General features: G+C 34.9%; 27 protein-coding genes. 9 read left to right on the top strand and 18 right to left on the bottom strand.

The window, feature by feature from the left end; all coding sequences use genetic code 11:
• Window positions 1–45 precede the first annotated feature (45 nt).
• From DWB79_RS08830 to DWB79_RS08810, 5 genes are all read left to right on the top strand, one after another.
• A complete protein-coding gene (locus DWB79_RS08830) occupies window positions 46–546 on the top strand; it encodes a hypothetical protein (protein ID WP_016523693.1) in 501 nt (166 codons plus the stop codon).
• Between the two features lie 218 nt (window positions 547–764).
• Window positions 765–1,067, top strand: coding sequence for a hypothetical protein (locus DWB79_RS08825; RefSeq protein WP_016523692.1), 303 nt, complete (start codon window positions 765–767; stop codon window positions 1,065–1,067).
• A 128-nt stretch (window positions 1,068–1,195) separates the two neighbouring features.
• Window positions 1,196–1,963, top strand: a complete 768-nt coding sequence (locus DWB79_RS08820) for a HEAT repeat domain-containing protein (protein WP_016523691.1) — start codon at window positions 1,196–1,198, stop codon at window positions 1,961–1,963.
• 17 nt (window positions 1,964–1,980) lie between these two features.
• Window positions 1,981–2,190 (top strand): YwqG family protein, encoded by a 210-nt coding sequence (locus DWB79_RS08815; protein WP_016523690.1) that lies wholly within the window; start codon window positions 1,981–1,983, stop codon window positions 2,188–2,190.
• Window positions 2,168–3,151, top strand: a complete 984-nt coding sequence (locus DWB79_RS08810; RefSeq protein WP_016523689.1) for a hypothetical protein — start codon at window positions 2,168–2,170, stop codon at window positions 3,149–3,151. The genes DWB79_RS08815 and DWB79_RS08810 overlap by 23 nt, the downstream gene beginning before the upstream one ends.
• Window positions 3,152–3,188: 37 nt before the next feature.
• Here DWB79_RS08810 and DWB79_RS08805 read toward each other — a convergent pair whose 3' ends face one another.
• From DWB79_RS08805 to DWB79_RS08745, 13 genes are all read right to left on the bottom strand, one after another.
• Entirely contained in the window at window positions 3,189–3,425 is a 237-nt protein-coding gene (locus DWB79_RS08805) for a hypothetical protein (protein ID WP_040859175.1), read from the bottom strand.
• Window positions 3,426–3,435: 10 nt separating this feature from the next.
• Window positions 3,436–4,059: a hypothetical protein gene (locus DWB79_RS08800; protein WP_016523687.1), complete on the bottom strand. Its 624-nt coding sequence runs from the start codon at window positions 4,057–4,059 to the stop codon at window positions 3,436–3,438.
• A gap of 285 nt (window positions 4,060–4,344) precedes the next feature.
• Window positions 4,345–5,049, bottom strand: a complete 705-nt coding sequence (locus DWB79_RS08795; RefSeq protein ID WP_016523685.1) for a transglutaminase-like domain-containing protein — start codon at window positions 5,047–5,049, stop codon at window positions 4,345–4,347.
• 422 nt (window positions 5,050–5,471) lie between these two features.
• The gene (locus DWB79_RS08790) at window positions 5,472–6,536 is read right to left on the bottom strand and encodes an ankyrin repeat domain-containing protein (RefSeq protein ID WP_016523684.1); all 1,065 of its coding nucleotides are present in this window, start codon (window positions 6,534–6,536) and stop codon (window positions 5,472–5,474) included.
• A gap of 92 nt (window positions 6,537–6,628) precedes the next feature.
• Window positions 6,629–7,036, bottom strand: a complete 408-nt coding sequence (locus DWB79_RS08785) for a hypothetical protein (RefSeq protein WP_016523683.1) — start codon at window positions 7,034–7,036, stop codon at window positions 6,629–6,631.
• A 27-nt stretch (window positions 7,037–7,063) separates the two neighbouring features.
• A complete protein-coding gene (locus DWB79_RS08780) occupies window positions 7,064–7,912 on the bottom strand; it encodes a DUF2262 domain-containing protein (RefSeq protein ID WP_016523682.1) in 849 nt (282 codons plus the stop codon).
• Entirely contained in the window at window positions 7,912–8,241 is a 330-nt protein-coding gene (locus DWB79_RS08775; RefSeq protein WP_252722478.1) for a hypothetical protein, read from the bottom strand. Before DWB79_RS08775 ends, DWB79_RS08780 begins: the two co-directional genes overlap by 1 nt.
• A gap of 47 nt (window positions 8,242–8,288) precedes the next feature.
• Window positions 8,289–8,483, bottom strand: coding sequence for a hypothetical protein (locus DWB79_RS08770; protein ID WP_016523680.1), 195 nt, complete (start codon window positions 8,481–8,483; stop codon window positions 8,289–8,291).
• A 19-nt stretch (window positions 8,484–8,502) separates the two neighbouring features.
• Entirely contained in the window at window positions 8,503–8,886 is a 384-nt protein-coding gene (locus DWB79_RS08765) for a hypothetical protein (protein WP_084762317.1), read from the bottom strand.
• Between the two features lie 46 nt (window positions 8,887–8,932).
• Window positions 8,933–9,631, bottom strand: coding sequence for a leucine-rich repeat domain-containing protein (locus DWB79_RS08760; RefSeq protein WP_016523678.1), 699 nt, complete (start codon window positions 9,629–9,631; stop codon window positions 8,933–8,935).
• An 83-nt stretch (window positions 9,632–9,714) separates the two neighbouring features.
• Complete coding sequence (locus DWB79_RS08755; RefSeq protein WP_016523677.1) at window positions 9,715–10,293, bottom strand: hypothetical protein; 579 nt, start codon at window positions 10,291–10,293, stop codon at window positions 9,715–9,717.
• A 137-nt stretch (window positions 10,294–10,430) separates the two neighbouring features.
• A complete protein-coding gene (locus DWB79_RS08750) occupies window positions 10,431–10,892 on the bottom strand; it encodes a hypothetical protein (RefSeq protein WP_016523676.1) in 462 nt (153 codons plus the stop codon).
• A 47-nt stretch (window positions 10,893–10,939) separates the two neighbouring features.
• Window positions 10,940–11,527, bottom strand: coding sequence for an SMI1/KNR4 family protein (locus DWB79_RS08745; protein WP_016523675.1), 588 nt, complete (start codon window positions 11,525–11,527; stop codon window positions 10,940–10,942).
• 303 nt (window positions 11,528–11,830) lie between these two features.
• Between DWB79_RS08745 and DWB79_RS08740 the strand changes: the two genes are divergently transcribed.
• From DWB79_RS08740 to DWB79_RS08725, 4 genes are all read left to right on the top strand, one after another.
• Window positions 11,831–12,805: a hypothetical protein gene (locus tag DWB79_RS08740; RefSeq protein ID WP_016523674.1), complete on the top strand. Its 975-nt coding sequence runs from the start codon at window positions 11,831–11,833 to the stop codon at window positions 12,803–12,805.
• Window positions 12,806–12,826: 21 nt separating this feature from the next.
• Entirely contained in the window at window positions 12,827–13,810 is a 984-nt protein-coding gene (locus DWB79_RS08735; RefSeq protein ID WP_016523673.1) for a DUF6630 family protein, read from the top strand.
• Window positions 13,811–13,880: 70 nt separating this feature from the next.
• Window positions 13,881–14,282 (top strand): hypothetical protein, encoded by a 402-nt coding sequence (locus DWB79_RS08730; protein WP_040859171.1) that lies wholly within the window; start codon window positions 13,881–13,883, stop codon window positions 14,280–14,282.
• 1 nt (window position 14,283) lies between these two features.
• On the top strand, window positions 14,284–15,375 hold the full coding sequence (locus DWB79_RS08725; protein WP_016523671.1) for a DUF6892 domain-containing protein: 1,092 nt from the start codon (window positions 14,284–14,286) through the stop codon (window positions 15,373–15,375).
• 134 nt (window positions 15,376–15,509) lie between these two features.
• Here DWB79_RS08725 and DWB79_RS08720 read toward each other — a convergent pair whose 3' ends face one another.
• From DWB79_RS08720 to DWB79_RS08700, 5 genes are all read right to left on the bottom strand, one after another.
• Window positions 15,510–16,535, bottom strand: coding sequence for a hypothetical protein (locus DWB79_RS08720; RefSeq protein WP_016523670.1), 1,026 nt, complete (start codon window positions 16,533–16,535; stop codon window positions 15,510–15,512).
• A gap of 81 nt (window positions 16,536–16,616) precedes the next feature.
• Window positions 16,617–17,681 carry an ankyrin repeat domain-containing protein gene (locus tag DWB79_RS08715; protein WP_016523669.1) on the bottom strand — a complete coding sequence of 355 codons (1,065 nt, stop codon included), beginning with the start codon at window positions 17,679–17,681 and terminating at the stop codon, window positions 16,617–16,619.
• 178 nt (window positions 17,682–17,859) lie between these two features.
• Window positions 17,860–18,399: a hypothetical protein gene (locus tag DWB79_RS08710; RefSeq protein WP_016523668.1), complete on the bottom strand. Its 540-nt coding sequence runs from the start codon at window positions 18,397–18,399 to the stop codon at window positions 17,860–17,862.
• 18 nt (window positions 18,400–18,417) lie between these two features.
• Window positions 18,418–18,990: a hypothetical protein gene (locus tag DWB79_RS08705; RefSeq protein ID WP_016523667.1), complete on the bottom strand. Its 573-nt coding sequence runs from the start codon at window positions 18,988–18,990 to the stop codon at window positions 18,418–18,420.
• A 53-nt stretch (window positions 18,991–19,043) separates the two neighbouring features.
• A complete protein-coding gene (locus tag DWB79_RS08700) occupies window positions 19,044–19,571 on the bottom strand; it encodes a hypothetical protein (protein WP_016523666.1) in 528 nt (175 codons plus the stop codon).
• Between the last annotated feature and the right edge of the window lie 74 nt (window positions 19,572–19,645).

Raw genomic sequence — 19,645 nt, 5'->3', positions numbered from 1 at the left:
AGGAAGTGTTCACAGTAAATTTTCCGCATATCTTTAGAAATTAACATGAATAAAATTGTAACTACAACAGTAATAGTAATTTTTACTTTTTTAGTTTTTACAGCCGATATAGTGTTAATCACAAGATTTTTCACACTGCTAAAACAAAGGAGATATAATGATTCGGCCCCTCTTTGGGGAGGACTTCCCGATTTGTTTCCGAAAATTGAAAATAAATATCTTAAAACTTTTTTGAACTACATCATGCTAAATATTGCGGTATATATCATCGGATACTATTTCCCAAAGACAGGAGTTTTTACCGGAACTCTTACCTTTTCTTTTGATATTGTTATCGAGAGCTATAGATTTTTAGTATCGTTTATAATAACGAATTTGTTTTTAGCTATTAGACAACTTACAAGAAAAATAAAAATTTTTCAACAAAATACAATTTCGGCTAAACTATACTACATTGAACTTATCATCATTCCCATTATTGTTGTTTTTTCTCTTTATTTTTTTGACAGTGTTTTTGATAATCTTGCAAGGAAGGTAACAATATAAAAGAATAGTACACTTACAAAATTGCTAAAAGATGATAGAATAAATATATGGAGGCACGATAAACAGTTCGGCAGAAATTCAGCCTCACTGTTTATCTTCGAGTTTGCCTTTCAGGCAGACATCGTATTATTATATATGTGTGCTTTCCGGCACACATTTGAAAAAACTTTTTTCAGGATTTAATAATCCTTGTAAAAAGTTTTTATAGGGGTAAAAATATGAACGGAGAATTATATCTAAAAAAGGGCATGCTGCAACTAAATAAAAAATTGTATGATGAAGCCTTGGAAACTTTGAATAAAGTCATCGAACTCGATGATGATCTTGCCAGTGTTACATCTGCAAAATGTATTTTAGGTGAATATTATTTTATTCATCAAAACTATAAAAAATCAAAAGAATTTTTATCATGGATTTATGATAAACAAGATGAGCTTGAAGAAGAGTTTGACGATTTACTTTCAGAAGAAATTGATACCGCGTCTGTGCTGATGGAGCTGATTGAAAAATATAAGTTGTAAAACAAATTTACTAAAAATACGCAGGAAATGATATTGTATAAAAAACAATTCTTATATTCATAACTTAAAAATGGAGCATGCAGAGCCTCTCCCTCTTTTTGAAGATATGTTAAAGGAAGGAAAAAGTTTTGCAAGAACTTGAAGCGGAGCGGTTACGCCGTCAAAATCTTACAAAAGAAGATTTGCAAAAAAAGTATGCCGAATTACAAAGAGCCGATTTTCCTCTTAGCGAATGTATCGGTTTTATAGCCGATTTAGGCGGCAGTAATCAGCTCGCTTATCATTACGAATTGATTTGCGAAGACTGGGGGCGAGATGATCCGTTGCATTTGAGTAACAGTTTCGACAAACACGATTTAGCAGGAATTAATTTTCTTTTTGCGACTATAAACAAAGCAGCAACCGAAAAAATACGGGTGTTCACCGCCTATCTCATTGCCGAAATTCTTGTGAGGTCGAAACATCGCGATTTTCATACGGCTGCATGCAATCGTCTTGTGCCGATACTTGTTTCGCTTACAAATACGAAGGACTGTGTTCTGAGGCGGAAAGCGTTGATAGCTATCGGGTGGGTTGGGACAGCGCAAGAGATTGGTATTTTTAATGACAGAATGCTTCACGACGAGGATAGTCTTTGCCGTGCATGGTCAGCTTCGGGGCTATGGCAATTATCATGTAACAGACTGCATAGTCAAACAATACTCCCGGAAGTAAAAGATGTTTTGAGACAGGCAATCGCTGTGGAAAAAGACCTTTTTGCATGCGGCGTAATAATAGAGTCGGCACAGAGTTTATTCGGTAAAAAATGGATATCGTCTATCGCTGTTGAAAATGCAGATGTTGTAAAAATAGAAAAGGCTCGCAAATCGGCTGTCAGATTTTTAAGTAAGGATTAAATATAAGGAGTATAATCATGAAACAAATTCCCGATTTTCTGAAAGAATACGAAACCGCTTTACAAAAATACAGGCAGCGTTCTGTCGAAATTTTTGCGACAGCCCTAAACGACGGTGAAACAACGGATATAAAAAGTTCCAAGTTTTTGGGAACCTCTTATTTACCTGTCGGTATGGACTATCCGAAAGACAAGGATGGCAAATATGAACGAAATTTATGCAATTAACAGCTTATCGGAACTGGAAGATTTTTTACATTCTCAAAACTCCATTGAAAACATACGTGAAAAACTTTTTGTAGAGTTTTTAAAATATGCGGATTATAAAAGCGTCTCGGAGTGGAACAAGGCAGTACGACTTTGTGAATGTCTTGCCGTAATCGGCTGGGGAAATTATGAACCTTTGGAAGCGTCAAGAGGTGTGTTTTTTAACGGTAATCCCCGTACCTTTTTTTGTAACAGATTTGGAGAGCTCCGGTTTGTCGAGGCAATATGGTCAAAAAGAAAAACAGGATTTACCATGGAACAGGGTAGAACTTCCTATTACCCCGCTCCCGACTACAAAGACAAAAAACAACCGATGTGTTGGGATTACCCCGTAACTGAAAATATAGAAGACATAAAAATTGAAAGTCAACGTAATTGGATTCCTAAAAATCCTGTTTGGATTGTGCATACAATATCAAACTGTTATGAAAATTCAAAACCGGTTATAGAAAGCATTAAAGAAAAACTTCAGGACGAATTAAATAAAAAGATGCGTCCCGAAAAATACGGCAAAGCCGTAAATTGTATTTTATTGAAATGTGCTTTCAGCTATTATGATAATGCTCATTGTAAAACAAACTATGTCATCGATGAATCGGGACGCAAATTATCAACTCAAGAAGCTGCAAAAGAATTACAGAAATTATACACAAAAGAAGAAATTTCCGAAAACGGATATTACTTGCGCCCCCGATTTCAATACGGGTCATTTAAAGCAGATACGGGCAAGATAGAAGCCGTCATACATTTTGAAAAAGAATTCAGCCTATTAACACATCGTCAGCAAAAAGAAAAACTGGCAGAGTATTTTTTAATTGCACTTAAAACCATTGCAGAAAGACAAAAAAAGAAAATACCGAATTATGATTTCAATTTAATGATTTCCGATTTTACTGAAATAATGAAAAAATGGATGAATTAGGGAGGTGTAAACATGCTATTCATTTCTGCCGGTCAATCTAATTTTCCCCTTGTTTTTCAATAAGATCTTGTACTTCTCTTCCCAAGATTAATAATCGGCTCATGTCTGATATATCGCTTATCCCGAAAGGATTGAAGGATGTAGCGCCTGTAATTGTTTTGTATTCTTTCAGTCTTGATATAAATGATATTTTCCGATTATCAATTCCTATATCAACCTTTACCAATTTGTCATGATTCGATTTGATTTTACAAAATAAGATTTTACCGGCCATAATTTCTTTTTTAAATCTTGTGATTAAACCAGCAATCCGTGTCCAGAGCATATTCCGTATTTTGTTTCTTACAGGCAATTTCGCTGTTCAAAAAATCATCCATAGTCGGCTTATCTTTTTGCAACAAACGCGTGCAGGCCAAATGATATTCTATTTTTCTTGGAGTCTGATCAATATCTGAAACAAAAACGACGCCGTACTCATTCTCAAATTTAACTGCAAGCACTTCTCCCACGTTAAAATACGGATTTCGTTTAATTTTTGCCTTCGGTACCTTAATCGGTTTCTGATTTTCACTTTGCAGCTGTACTGCCAGTTTATCAAGAGCCTTCTGTCTTTGCTTTAAAGCTTTGCCGTCAATTTCAAGCCAGAAATCATCAGCACCTTTTGCAATTATTGTTAATGCCTTATTCTTTATCTTCTCAGACAAATGTCCGACCTTCCACAAAGAATAAGCGAATGCAGTCCAGTAAATCTCCGTGTAAAATGAATCTATACAAAAATTATTCTCGTCATTTAAAATATCTTCAATTATTGTGTCGATATTTTCACCGTCTTTATATCGTTCTACTATAGTATTGTAAATGTCATACCCATCGTCACTGTCTATAATTTTTACACCGTCTATTGCCATTTCTCATAATCTCCTTTAATTATATATTATCCGCTTTTCAGTGATAAAATTCCCTGTATAAATTAGGATACTCATATCCTACAGGATATTTTCTAAAAATAAGATAGACGAATACAGCCGCAAGCAGGCAGAAGAAGTTGACGATGTATAAGTATTTAAGCGTATGGTGCCTGTGAAAAAACAACATAACGATTAAGAAGGTCATTATACCGATCGGCACATAGAGTCTGAACGTAATATAGTTATCTGTCATAGGTTTCTTTCCTATCTTTACTAACCCGTAATTCAGGTATTCCTTATTTTCTTTACATTGCAGTTCATCAAATACCTTCCTAAATGTTTGTAAGCAAAGGCTTTTATTCCTGACACTTCCTGATGATGATGTTTCAACAATTCATCAGGAGAATTCCATACTCCAAAATCTTGAGTAATTCCTTCGCTTTGTATGTACGTGTTGTTCCTGTCAAAATCAATTATTGGATGCCGGAAATCTTTTACCGCCACACCATAACCGCAGAAAAAACCGGTGCAGTTTGCAAATTGTTTTTGCAGTTTTGATAAATACTTTTGATCCAGTATAAAGGCTTCAAGTTCATACCACTTATCCTCAAAATACACTTCAACCCAACTGTGAAATATATTCTGCGGCGCATTTTTATAAACAAATCCGCTCATTACTCCTTTCTGTAATTGTTTGTCTATGGTAAAACCATGAACTCGACAAGGAATTTCGCAGGCACGCAACAAAGCCATGAAGAGTGTTCCTTTTGTATTGCATTGACCGTATCCGTCCTTAAGAACTTTAGATGCGCTGATACCATCATCTGTATTATACCCGAATGCGATATCATCTCTTACAAAGTTATAAATAGCTTTAAGGCAGTCAAATTTATTTTGTTCCTTCCAATGTTTTACTTCTATTAATTTTTGAATGTCCGGATTTGAAAAATCCAGCATTGTAGTCTCTTGCAAGTATTGATTCATATCCATTTTATTTTTCCAATGCTTTCAAAAAATCATACATATTTGAATGTCCTTTTACGGTATCATCACAAACCATTTTCTTACCTTCTTCTATTGCTGATGCTGTGATTATATTGGGAATATCCCTCTATTCTTAAATAGTATGTTCATTATTTCGTGCAACGTCAATATGTCGTCATTACCTATTTATATCTCATCTTCGCTTAATTCTCTAAAATTTGAAATATGATACCCAAAATAACATTTTCCGGATTGACCTATAAAAATTCCATGTTCCGGCATATTAGCTATCTCGCCTAAGTAAACCATAGGCATGTCATCAGAAAACGGATATAATACCATTCATTTTTGCCGGATAAATAATCTCGCACTGTGCTTCATTATTTTTGCCGCCTCAAAGAACTATTTTTATAAGTTTATATTCTCAATCATCTGTTATAATTTGTTTTTCCTAAAGGAATAGGAGTAGGATTTAACAATACCCAGAGAACCGAAAGTTCACGCAAACGCTCTGTTATAGCATCTTCATCCTCACCGTTTGTACGTATGCTTGAAATAAGATCTTTGGTCTCTTTCAGTTCTTCCTCAGAAAGCGGCGTGCCTGAAGCAAAATGATTTGGCAGGGTATTAAGCATATTTCTATAATCTTTATCCCAGTTTACTCCGCCGTTTCTGTATAGCTCATCCTGCACCCTGCCTGTTATACGGATGACTTCGCCTTGTACTGTTTTTGCAGCTCCGCTTGAAGGAATAAGCATATCCCAGAGTTCATCGTATTGTTTCTTCCAAGAACCTGTCTTTACAATAATAGGAGAAACTCCGTCATGTATCTTACGTTTTGGAGCAGGCTTTACATCAAATAGTACATAGAGTTTTTCAAGCTCCGCTTCTGTTTCAGTAAGATAATCTTTATTAAAGTTTTCTCTGTGAAATTCAAAATCCTTACCGATTATTTCGACTCTTTCAACCATTTCAGGCACTACCTCAGCACCCGCCTTTATCAGCATTTCTGCAATTTCTGCCGCCTGTACAATATTAATATTTCTGCAAGTAGCAAGGGCTTCGACTAACGGAGTTCGCCCCATATCATTTTTTGCATTAACATCTGCACCTTTTTCAATCAAAAAACTCACTATCTTAGGTCGGAAAAACCCTGCTGCTGTGTGCAAGGGCGTACTTCCGTATTGATCAGGTTTTTGTATATCTCCGCCTAATTCATATAGCAGTTTTACAGTATCTCTCCCCAGTGTGGCATGTTTATATAATGGCGTACGCCCATAATAATCAGGAGTATTTACATCTAAACCCTGTTCTACAAGCCAGATAACAAGTTCATCAGGAACACCGCCATAATGAAGCGCCGTATTGAGGCTGTATCTACCGTTATGAGCGGTAAGCTCACATTTATCATAGACAGCTTTAAGAGCTTCAATATCTCCTCCTGTAATCAGTTCATCAAAATTTTTAGGTAAGGTAATTCTTTTCTTTGCCATTATTCTTCTCCTTAGTTATAATTCCAAATTATTAAGTTTCCATTATACTATGTGAGTATCAAAAGTATTTGACACTTGTATATTTTACATTTCTAAACCCGCTTAAGGCCATTAACATCTTTTAAAACCATAGATTTTCCATCATAATCATTTTTTAATTCAACTTCTTTTTCCTTAACTGATATGTTGTTGTACCAGTGTTCAAAACTTGCATATTTTCCTGTATGGATATTGATAAGCATGCTTGTTATGGGATCCCAAGTGCCTTTTTTTACTGTTTCCGCCAGTAAATAATACGCATTTAAAAATATCAGATTTCTTCCATACATCCAAAATGGAAGTTTAATATTTAACAGCGGTAATTTTGCAGAAAAAATATCATCCCCATGCGGCGGCACTGTTTCATAGTGAAATTCTATTTCACTCCCATAATATGCAAACGTTGCCCCTTCACAACCGATACTTTGAGGAACACCTTCCTCAGCTACTATAAACTCCATTGTGTCCTCCTTATATTGTATCTGCTTTCATCCCTCTATATCAGCCGACACAACTCCCTTCTTAGGGCTGCCGCAAACCGTTATGCTATGCCCGAAGAAAAGGTCATCATCATCAAAATAAGCAGAAAATGAACCTCCCGATGTCATCCAAATCAAACTTAGACTAATTCTTTTTGCAAAACTTTCTGCTGTAATTTCAGCAGCTTCTTCATCAGATTCTGCCCATTCACAGGCAAGTTTTGTAAGCTTTTGGGCAGCAAAACTACGCAGGTCTGCATCCCATTTTTCCTGTTCTGAAACCAGTATTTTCAGAGCTTTTTTTGCCTTTGTTATTCCTGATTTATTATCCTTATCTACATATAAGGAAATATGTACCTTGCCACCAAGCCAAAGTATGTTTCCCTCAAAACTTTTAAGAGGCTTATCATAAGTTAACTCACCCAAGATATCATCCTGTAAAATTACAGGTTTTCTATACTCTGCAAGTATTTCTTCAAGTTCCGGACACGCTACATCTTTTTCAAGAACTTCCACAACTAAAAAATGGTTTTTTATTGGCAAAGCACCGTTTGGAACTTCCTCTGGCAGTTTTGCACGCACCTTTAATTTGTAAATGGTTTCGTCTTCAAATTGATATGGCAAATTTTCTTTATCTGTGACAGGAAATACTATACGCCCTTCTTCTTTATGCAGTTCACCTGTTTCACAGTCCACATAAGCTAAGAAATAAGCAGCCCAGTCCCAAAAACCGTTTCTCAAACTTCCGCCGCCTTCGTGTCTTAGAACAATAATCTCTCGTTTCTTTTTCTCAAAAGAGTCTTCCCATTCTTTTTGTGTCATTTTATTTCTTAGCCGCATGTATTCAATTAATTCCATTAAGTCCTCCAATCAATCCCCTCACCTGAATGTTTGACAAACTCATATACATCTGAGGCTACACGCTTCATTTCAATCGACCCCAAAGCTCCCAAATCATTCATATAAATAGTATCATCATAATCTTTTTTTATAAAGAAAGCCAAGTCACCGTCCTGTCCAATCATAAAAAAATCCGGCTCCCATTCTTCTATCTGATAAGTAGTATTTCTTTCTACCAAATCCGCCTTTGAATATAAAATGATACCGGTATCCTCTATTGTAAATTCTCCATCCTCTCCTATTTCTAATAAAAATTTATCATATAAAGTAGGCAGTACAAAATCCATCTGATTATTCATTGTAAACTTCTCCAAATATTTTCTGTCTTAATATTTTATATCTCATCTTCGCTTAATTCTCTAAAATTTGAAATATGATACCCAAAATAACATTTTCCGGATTGACCTATAAAAATCCCATGTTCCGGCATATTAGCTATTTCGCCTAAGTAAATCATAGGCATATCATCAGAAAACGGATATTCAAAAGATATTTCATCTTTAAGAGTAACCAAAGTTTTTTCTTTCATTGTGTAAGTGCTCAATTTATTACTCCATTTGAAATGCGATTTTGCATTTTGAGTTCTTTAAATTTGGAAAGCCATATTCCTCTAATCGATTTAATGTTTTTTGAATAGATTCAATTATATTGTTTTTGCTAATAGGTAAATTGCTTACGATATATATAATACCATTCAGTTTTGCCGGATAAATAATCCCGCACTTAGATTCATTATTTGTAATACGGAGCAGGTAAACATCATATTTTGTTTTGACATAGAAATCAAACTCTTGATTATCATAAATCTCCTCCGGAATCAGGTGGACTGGAGCTACGATACAGTCTTTCATTTGAAAACTATCATTTCCAAAATGTGCTTTACAATTATGTTTTCGCTTTATTCTTTCTATCCATTCGGTAATCATTATCATCTCGGTTTTAAAATTATATAAATACAAACTAACGAACATGGTCATTTTATGGAATATCTTTAAACTTTTCTGCAAACCTATCATTCCATATTTTGTAGTCATAAGCAGGCATATTAACAGATAGGGATTCTAATTTTTCAAGTTCTAAAACAGGCGAATAATCTCCATTCAATAGCCTAAATCCCGTTGTATGAAGATTTTTAATATTCTTCAAACTTTTTAAAAAATCAAAAGAATCTACTTTAATTATATTTCCCATAGAACTATGAATTCCCAGTTGTTTAAGATTTTTTAATTTGCCCAACGGCGAATAATCCGTTATGCCGGTGAAGTTAGATAATATAAGCACTTCTAAATTTTGTATTTCGCCTATGGAATACAAACTTTTTACTCTTGATGAAGCATATATTGAAAGAGCCTTTAAGTTTTTTAATTTTGTAATACACTGTATGTCCGAGAAATTGCCCTGAAATATAACGAGTTCTTCAAGTGACGTTTGATTACATATCGCTTCCAATAACTTCTGATTTACAATACCTGTTACTAAAAGCTTTTTAATGTTTGTTTTTGTATTGTTAAAATAATCTATCCAGCTTTTTAAAATGTTATCTCTGTCTTTTTTTAAAGGATATTTTTCTTCAGATAATCCGTAGCAATATAACTTTAAAATTTCTTCTTCTGTATAATCTTTTAACTCTGTAATAGAGTTTCCTGCCCATTTTGCATTCCAATTATAGTAATTCATAATTATTCTCCCATATTCACATAACAGTCAGTTCACTACTATAAATGCGACTAATCCATCATTCATCAAATTCGTTTTTTAGTTCAAATTGTTTTAAACTCGATAAAGGACTGTTTTATTTCAGACAGTTCTTTTAACTTTCTTTCCAAAATCACTGCATTCATTCCGTTTTTGATTGCAATTTCATAATACTTATCAAATTCGGGATGATTATTTTGTTTCACAACCGCTAAAAGTTCTGCAAAATATCCCCAAACGTTATTATAGCTTTTTGTTGAAGTATAATCTTCTCTTTTCGGCATCCACTTGAGTTTTACAAAGAATTTGTAAAGTATCTTACTCCACGTTTCTACATCATCATCATAGCAAAAAAACTTGGTCTCAAACAGACTGCCGAAACGCCTGTCCCAAAATTTTACATTGTCAGGCAAATACCAGGTGTTGCGGGTATCGCGGCATATCAATTCTGTTATTATTCTTTCAAGTATTTCGGATGGAAAACCTCCGGCACAACCGTAACTTCCGGCAACTGAAGTTTGAGCCGCTTCCTCTTTAAGTTCTTCATAGGCTGTGCGGCTATCAAGCAACAACAAAGCAATTTTGGCACGGTGACCAAAGGCCTTTCCTGCACTCAATATTCTATATTTCTCAATCTCGTTCATAGTTCCTCCGCTCGCCTAACTTTTCCTATAATACGAATTTTTCCCAGTCCTTAACCGATTCAATCAACATACCCCGACACAAATGTCGGGGTATGTTGTTCTCATAAGGTGGTTGCAGTCGGCTTTAATACCCTTTGTTACGACGCAGAGCGTCGGGGTATTAAATCCTCCGCACGAATAACAGGTATCCAACTATCGATTTCAAATTTTTCCTGTTCATAGGGTTCAGCATATCCATCCACTATTAATATTCCGCTGCATTGGATATGAGCCTTGCTATTCCTTATTTCAAGAATTTTTAATTTGTATGAAACTATCGGTTCGTGTTCATAAATGTAAAATGAATCTTCTCTATCATCGCTTTCTTCTATCGTCATTACAGAAAAGGATTCTCCAATTAATTCTGCTGCTGAGTTTTTGTTTGTACCTATCCGATTTATGCAAATAGAAGGTGCTATTGTTTCGCCCCTAAAATTACCTTTAGCAAATCCGACATCTACTGACCATGATGCAGAACCATCTTTTTTGAAATACATCAGACAGCTCTGTCTTCCATTCCAGTCATCTTCAAACGTATGATTTCCTCCGATCTTTAGCATTTGACATTTTCCTTTCAACTATTTTCACATCATAAAGTTAGCTTGTCTCAATTAATCTCTTCAAATATACTGGAAACCAATTCCGTAATACTCGGCGCTGCATAAACCACTTTATCAGGATCATGTATATAGCAGATAATCTGACCTTCTTTTCCCGCTGTATCCGGATCAAAATCCAACATCAGAAAGCAGCTGTCACAGTATTCGGCAAAGGGAATCCATTTTTTATTAAAGAGATAGGGTTTAATCCTGTTGTCCTTCATATTTTCAATATCTTCGTTTGTAAAATAATCCGTAAATTCCGTTAAGAGCGCATCTCTGTTTTGAAAATGTTCTTTTGTGCTTGTTACAGCCTGTAAGCTCATCAGATTAAACGGCATTTCTATTTCATCTATAACACAGGGTAAAATACTTAAGTATTTACTTCCATTTTTATATCGGTAAAGTTCTTTGAAGTCTTCCAGCAAAGTTATACCGAACTTCTTCTCAAATACTGATAGCTCTTCTTCGGAAGCTCCCGAAATTTCCTGATAGTCGTTCAGATATTCTTCTTCGACAGGATCATCCAAATCCCATTCTTCAAAATGCTTGCATATATACTTTTCAATTTCTTTGATTTTATCGATTAGCTGCATAGCTTTTATCTCCTAAATTGTTATTTTATATAACGTTCCGGCTTATCGATTGATAAGCCATTCTTTAAATATCGATAATCAACATTTCTATAACTACATTCCACGCACAATTCTCATTTCATTACATATTTGATACCATTATACCCTTTTTAAGGTATTTTTTCCACTGTCAGATTTTCATCGCCCCTCTTAAAAACGATAAGGAAAAATGATACAATAGAATATGAAAGGAAGAGGATTAGTTGATGAAGAAGCTCGGTTGAAAGGATTAAGTATATTGAAACAAATAAGGAAGATAAAAATATGAATAACCTAAAATTAAGTTTATTGAAAAAATGGAAATTGGATAGTGAGCTTTCGTTTGTGCATGGCTCTGTTTTGTTGCCGGATGGAACTGCTATAATTCTGACTACGGGCAAGAAGAGCGATTGGGGTAAATTTTACCTCCTTGTGCTTTCTGTCGATGGCATAAAAAAGATTCCGATTGAATATGAGAAAACATCAGGCAGAGATTATCCTGTACTTTTTCGATATGGTGCAAGTTTCGGACTCATCATTTCGGCAAAAGAAGTGCGGTATTACTCCGGCATTCATTCCTCACCGGAAATAATTCCGATAAAAAATAATTCACAGCTAAGAGGAAGCATTGTGTCGGAGGAGGCTGAACAGAGGTATTTTCAAAATATATCCGACAGCAAGACAATTCCCGTTTGCTTTGAAAATGAAGTTTATTGCGGGGACGCAAGATATTTTGCGCTTTTGGAATTTGATGAGGTAGCAAAAACTGCCGAATGGAAATACTTTTCTACAATAGATAAAAAAGCATTTATACATCAAGATGACAGATGCGGCGACGCACCTAAAATAGACAGCATTAAAATATCGGATAAAGAAATCTATGCCTTTACTCCGGGCGACAGCCAAACATCGGTTAATAAGTGGGGAATGAATTATTATGCTCTTGCAAGTATTTCCGAAGATGGGAAAGTAATCAAAAAAATTATCGAATCAGATGACTTAAAAAAAGACGGTAAAAAAGGCGGCATCAACGGATACTTTACGGATTCTCAATATGTGATAATGACTCCTCTTTTTAAAACCGATGATTGGAAAGGCAAGCAAAAAGTTTTTTCACTCAACACACGTGAATATTCCGATATTACTTTTCCAAGAGGAATGTCAAAACACAAACTCGAAAACATCTCAGGCGAAATATGCCTTACCTCGTTTTACGATAGAGGACTAAAAGAAATAGCATTATGCAATGTGAATTCATAAATAAAAAAAAAGGAATGGAATATGAACGGAAAAAATATCGGCCGAACTGTATCGTGGGTGTACTACAAAGACGAAAAACTCATAGGCGGGTCGGCATTTGATATACAACTCTTTCGGCAGATATTGGAAAACAATGCAAAGTTTTCGACTCAGGCTCAAGAAATGATAAAGAGTAAAATTAAAGAACAAAATATTTTTGATTGTATTTCACTTAAAAGCTCAAAATACACCAATCGCTTTTACGAAAATGGCGGCCATAGGGCATTTATACCCGAAAGTATCTGTATGGTTGATTATTGTGAAGATGAAATCTTTGCCGTTGTGAGAATCGGAGATCGGTGTGAAATTGTTTCTTATGATTATGACATCACAGGCAAGAAGGGACAAGAGTGGTTCAATTTTATAGGAAAGAATAACCCTGTTTTTGATAAAAAAATCATTGAGAATATAAAAACAGCTTTAACACAATACGGACAACTGCAAGTAAAAATACTTGAAGAAGAAGACAGACGTATTTGGGAGGAAAAAGAAAAACTTGCTTGCCGGAACAAAAGCTTACCTGCCGATACGGAACAAACTTTTTTATCGCTTTGCAAATTACTCGGCATATCTCCGCAAAAAGCCAAGAAAATATACCACATAGCATTGGAGCAAGAAGATATTTGTGTTTCTTTGATAAACAATTTTATAGATTTGAACTATTTGGCAATGTTCGATTGGAAGGCGGATGTGGGAGATATTGTATACGGTTACAATCTATTAGCAAAAAAGACAAAATCGAATATGTTTCGCTTGGATAAAGATACGGAATTTGAACCGCCGGAAGTTTTCCGTAGGCTTGCTGCGATGAGTGACAAGGTATTATATCTTATCGACACAAATAGCGATTGCTATATTTTAGGTTTGTCAGATAAAGAAAATAGAGAAAAAATCATAAGTGCTTATAAACAACTGTTCAGCCTGCTTCAATCTGAGAATACGATTGAAATTGTGAACATGCTGTAATCAACAACCCCGACGCAGAGCGTTGCCGAGGACGGCGAGTATTAAACCCTCCGCACGAATAAAGGAAAGAATGAAACAAGTAATTGCATTTTGTATATTTATATTCATTACTTTTGCACTATCTGTTGAGGGAAAGGACGGCTTTATGACTATTTCAAAACAATGTATTATAAGCCCTGATGAAATTGTATCAATGCAATTTTCCGATAATACGGATACAGCCTTACGAACAATTAAGGATGATGATATAAAAGCAATAACGGATATTTTAAATACTGCAAAATATGATGATGAGCGTAATGACGGAAAGATGTTTAAAATGACTGCACCGCAGTTAAGAATAGTAATACGATATAGTGATGACAGTGAAGTAAAAATCCAATTATGGGATGCACTTATGTATGTTAATAAAACATGGTATAAAATTGACATAAGAGCTATTAAAGAAATATTATATGGTAAGGAGTTATAAAATGAGTATTATAAAAAACTTGGAATCAAATAAACAGGATAAACAGCCGGCTATGCCGCAACAGAAACTTCATATCAATTTAACTAAAAACGGTTTGTATATTAATGATGAGTTTATTGAAAACCTATCAATAGATATTCTTGCGGAGAAATTCGGTGAATATAGAAAAGTATTGCGTAAGCCGCCTGATGGAACAGTAAGTAAAGATGATTTAGAGGAAATATATATCTGGGATAATATAGGAATAAAGAGTTTTGTTTCCAAAGGACGTATCAGCGAACTAGACATAAGAATATGTGAAGATAAGGAATGGGAGAAAAAAGTAAATTTTTCGTTTTTCGATGTAAATCCCAAGCAGGTGTTTCCCGGCATTTTTACGATAAACGGTAAAACTATTTTGGAAGCTATACCTCAAAAAACATTGAGAGAAGCTTATATATTTTTAGAAATGAAAGTGGAAAATTGGAAAATAAATTGCTCATTGTCGAGCAAATTAAACTCGGTTCTGGGCGCACTATCTTTTCAGGAACGTTTGAGAAAATCAAAAACCGATGAGATAGCCGATTTGGTATGTGCCGAACCTGAACCTATACGGGATATAAGTTTTTGGTATAAACCGCCGAGGGTGTCGAGCGGTAAATGGGCGCTGCCAAAGGTAAAAGGTGAAGTACTGACATTTACAAACTTCAATTTTAAACTTGCTGTTATCCAAGAGCTGATGTACAAACAAGAACTGCTTAAACCGAAATTTGATGTATATGATTTTTGCAATGATTATGCAAAAAAAGAAATAGATCCCGATGATTACTACGATAAAATGATACCTGAAGTAAAAAGCTGGTTTCAGCAATTGGAGATTCCTGCTGAATTGGCCCCAAAGGTAACACAGCTGTTTCTTGATGGCGGAAATGAAATTAATATGCAGCTTATTCCGCAATGGGACGGCGAGGATAACTTATTTGATATTAAATCTATTTCCGATGAAGAGTTGGCACAGTTTCCAAACTTAAAACTTATTGACGGCACCGTTATTTATATTTCCGAAAAAGCAAAGAAAAAACTTATCAAGAAAGGAATTAATATTGCAGAATAAATTTAAGTCATAAAGGATATATTATGCTTCATTTTGATATTGGATGGAGAAGAACTTATCGCAGTGTTAAAGCTATAATATAAAATAGAAGATAGATTATAAAATACATGGTTTATTATAACGACTGAGCTCTCTCATTCATTCCAATCACGTACTATTTCGGTTGAAATCTCAAAGCCGGTCATATCATTACTTTCATTAAAATGAATATAAGCAAAGTATTCATTCCAAAAGAGATGATCGCTTCCGGTTGACCATTTAATGCCGTAGTGCAGCTGAGTTATGTCTGTCGTATTTCTCGGCGGTACTAACCACAGTTTTTTATCGAATGTTTTTTGCAATGTTTCTCGCTGCAATGGAACGAGCAGCTCAACATCATCAAGACAATAACGAATTGAATTTTCTCTTGCATCGGAGATACAGTATTCGTCAATTTTTAAATGAATGATTTTACAATCCTCTAATACCGTATCCTTCTTTTTATGACCATAAAGACCGATGCTCCCAATCACAAAGCCGTCTTTTACAAGAAGATAATGAGCATAAGGTATAGCAGTATTATTTCTTCGGAATCCTTTTTCAACGAGAATACTCCGATCAACGGGATATTTTTTAAAAGCACCGCAAGAAAGCAGTTTTTTATAATCTCTGCCGGAAGGATTAGCCTGTTTTACATAAATATCGAATCCGTCTGCAACTATATCGGCAACAGTTGTATGTGCCATCTTAATCTTTGTGTTGTTAATCGTAAAAACCGGAGCCTTCACCGGAACGCTGATTATGATATATACCAAAAACATATAAAGTGAAAATATTGCGACAGCCACAAACACAAAAATACTTCTTCCGGTACGCTTCCGTGCATTAAAGAGAGCCATAACCGGAGGCAAAATAATATATGTTGCCAAATTAGAAAATCCTGAGCCTCCCTTTTTTATCACCTGTAAGGCAAATAATACCGCCCCAAGTATCGAAGATGCATATACTAAAAGCTCACTGAGCTCCATTTTTGTAGTATCAGTCTGTTCGTTTACTGCTTCTTCCATCAATGATTTTCCACCGGAAACAGTCCGTTTCATATAAATATACATTCCGAAGATAACCGCTAAAAAAATAAGTCCTGAAACGGAAAGCAGTAAAATAAAAATTAATCTTCCCAATCTATCGTCTCCTCATCTATATTATAGAAATATCTGTCTATGCGTTTTATATTCATTAAGCTTTTTTCTCATTATCAGTTATTATTCAAAAATCCGGTTCATATACTTTGTCATATTTTCTATAAAATCATCAAAGGCTGCCAAATCGATGAGCTCTTCATGTTCCATATCATAGCTTGCAATCTTTTTTGTTTTCGGGTTCCATACAATATAAATATGACTATAATCTCCGAGAGAACGGGAAAGTCTTAATAATTTTTGTCGGCCGAATTTAAATGGAATAGTATCAATCAGTTTGAAGAACTCAATATATCCAAAGTCGGAATCCGCTAACTCAAAGTGTAGGTTTTCACTATTTAAAAATTTAATTATTTTCTTTGGCAATTTATACGGTTTTAATTCATCTAATTTATTTTGTGTTTGATGAAATTCGGAAGGCTCTAATGATTTAAAATATTCTGCCATTTCCTCATCGCCTTTTTCCAAGGCTATGCTATATGGACGCATTCCGTCTTTTTCGGCAATCGTAACGTCCGCGCCATGCTTCACTAAAAATTTACACATTTCCAAATTAACATATCTTGCAGCTACACACAATGGAGTCGGTTGATTGGAATATACCATGTCGGACTTATTGTAATTAATATCTGCTCCATGTTCAATTAGAAATTCCAGAGTTTTATAATTACGGTCAGAAACCGCGTGACGAAAGAGTTGTCCGCCGTATTTAGCCGCGGTATGCCCAAGTTCTTGTATAATCGGAAAATTGTCAAAGCGTTTACCATAGTATGCTTCTAAAAATGCTTCCGAACCCACGTTGTTTACTAGATCTATCTTTGCACCATGGGAAACAAGAAACCTTATTACCTCTTCATTACAATATCTCACTGCTAGAAGAAAACTTGGCTGCTCCTTTACATTAAGGTTTACTCCTTTTTCCGTCAGCCATTTTATAGATTGAAATTTTTCCATTATCAATGCAAAATCTAAAGGAGAGAGTTCGGTGTATTTGCCGACTCTTATTGCTTTGTTAAGCTTCCACCCGTTTAATAGATGTTCTTCCAATGCAGAAATATTTTCATTTAGTACATCGTTTAAAATTTTCGGTATCGATTCAAATCTTCCGATGTTTCCGATTGTTATCATAATTAAATCCTTGTTTACCTATTTCTCGAAGTGTTAAGCACCTCTCTTTTAATCTTTAAATAATTCATGTATTTTTTTCGGTACATTAAATTTATAAGTATCATCTTCATTATCACATTTTGTCAAATTATTATTTATGTTGTTAATTCTCCGATATACTGCATTATCATTTTCTCTGTTACTCCTTTTCTCCGATAAAATTAATTACATCCGACCAGCCGTCATCTTTTGCATCATAAGCCCAGCGTTTATCCGTCAAGGATTCAAGGTCGTCAATGCTTTTATGCAAAGCCTCGGACATTTCTTTTCTCTTATCTGCGGAAATCGAATTTAAATATGTATCGCTTATTCTGAATCTGACATTTTGAAGAAAATTGACCGTATCCACATAGGTACTTGAATATTCAAAAACCGTATTTTCAGGGAAACATTTTATCACGTTTTCAAAAGCTGTTTTTATATCGGATAATTTTAATGCTGCCAATGTGTCGGGAACATAACGGATAAGCTGCGGATAATTACAGATAAATTCCCACCAACCATCTCCCTTCCAATTTCCTATGATGTTAACGGCAATATGAAAAAGAAATAAATCCTCATCGGTTTGATTTTTAATTTTTTCTATTTCTCCGATTCCCCATAGTTTATCCGATACTTCCGCAAAGAAGCTTTCATTACAATTTTTTTGATTTTTAATTAATTCTTTCAATGTAAGCATTTTATTTCTCCTGTTTTGCTACTTCGAAACATCAAATCCCAGTCTCTTTAAATTGTTCATTTGTTTTTGTTGATGCTCTGTAGTGCCGGTACTGATTAGGACGTCGCTGTAAATTTCACTTGTAGGCCAATTATCGTAATAATTATTGAGGAACTGAGGGATCTTTTCATACATAGGTTGAATGATTGAAATAAAGCCCTGTTTAAGGCATTGAATATATGTTTTTTCATCAAGTATTTCAGTATGGCCGTATTTGTCAAATGAAGTCCGGCGGTTGAGGGCTCCCTCAATGTCCCAAGGTGTAAATACAACTAAATGCAGAGGACGGCTCCAGCGTTCAATATCCGTTTTATCGGGCGAAGGAAAAAGCTTTTTCCAAAAGCCTCGCTTTACTGCATAGCTGCCGGTAGAAATATACAGACGGTATGGTGTATTCTCGAACGCTTCTTCGGATATTTCGCCGTATTTTTCCAATATTTCGCTCTGAATCGGTTCGAACACCCCGTATAAATCATAGTTTAGCAGGCGGGCATAATAGGATTTTTCGTCTGCATCTATTTCGTAAATTGCGCCAAGTTCGTATCGTGCCATTTAATACCTCCCATAAAAACTTTTTGCAATGATTAGCAAATCTTGAAGAAACCTTAACTTTCCCCGAATATTCGGGTAAAGAGTTTTTTCATTTCTCTTGCATATTTGACCGCACCCGGAATACGCAGCCTTTTATAATAATCTGCTAAAATTGCAGGATGATTTTTTAATATATCGAATTCCAGCATATACATGGCTAAACATGACTTTGTATATTTGCCGACTGAAATAAGTTTTGATTTTTCATCTTCATCAAGTTCTTCTTCCGGAGCAAATTCGCCGTCAGGATATTCATCCAACGTATCATTACTGTACTTCCAAAATTCTTTTATCCAAAGAACAATATCGCTTTTATTTTCTTTGATTAGATGCAAATACCATTCGGCCAGTTCTTTTTCGGTAGATAATTTACAAGTAAAACCTTCCAATAAAAATTGATGTTGTTTTAATCTATCATGTAATCGGGAAATTTCAATATCCTTGATTTTTTCTTCAATACTTGCCGGGTCCGTAAGCCGAATCAGCTCCGAATAGATTTCGCTGTCTAAAAATTCCTTTAAAGCATTTATTTCTTTTGCCATGTAAAAGCCCTTCACCAATTAAATATTGTTTATAATTATATCATTTTTAATCGGGATTTTCTATCTGTATAGAA

Source organism: Treponema medium (assembly GCF_017161265.1).
In the GTDB taxonomy this organism is placed as follows: Bacteria; Spirochaetota; Spirochaetia; order Treponematales; family Treponemataceae; genus Treponema; species Treponema medium.
This window is presented reverse-complemented; position numbering and strand designations above follow the sequence as displayed.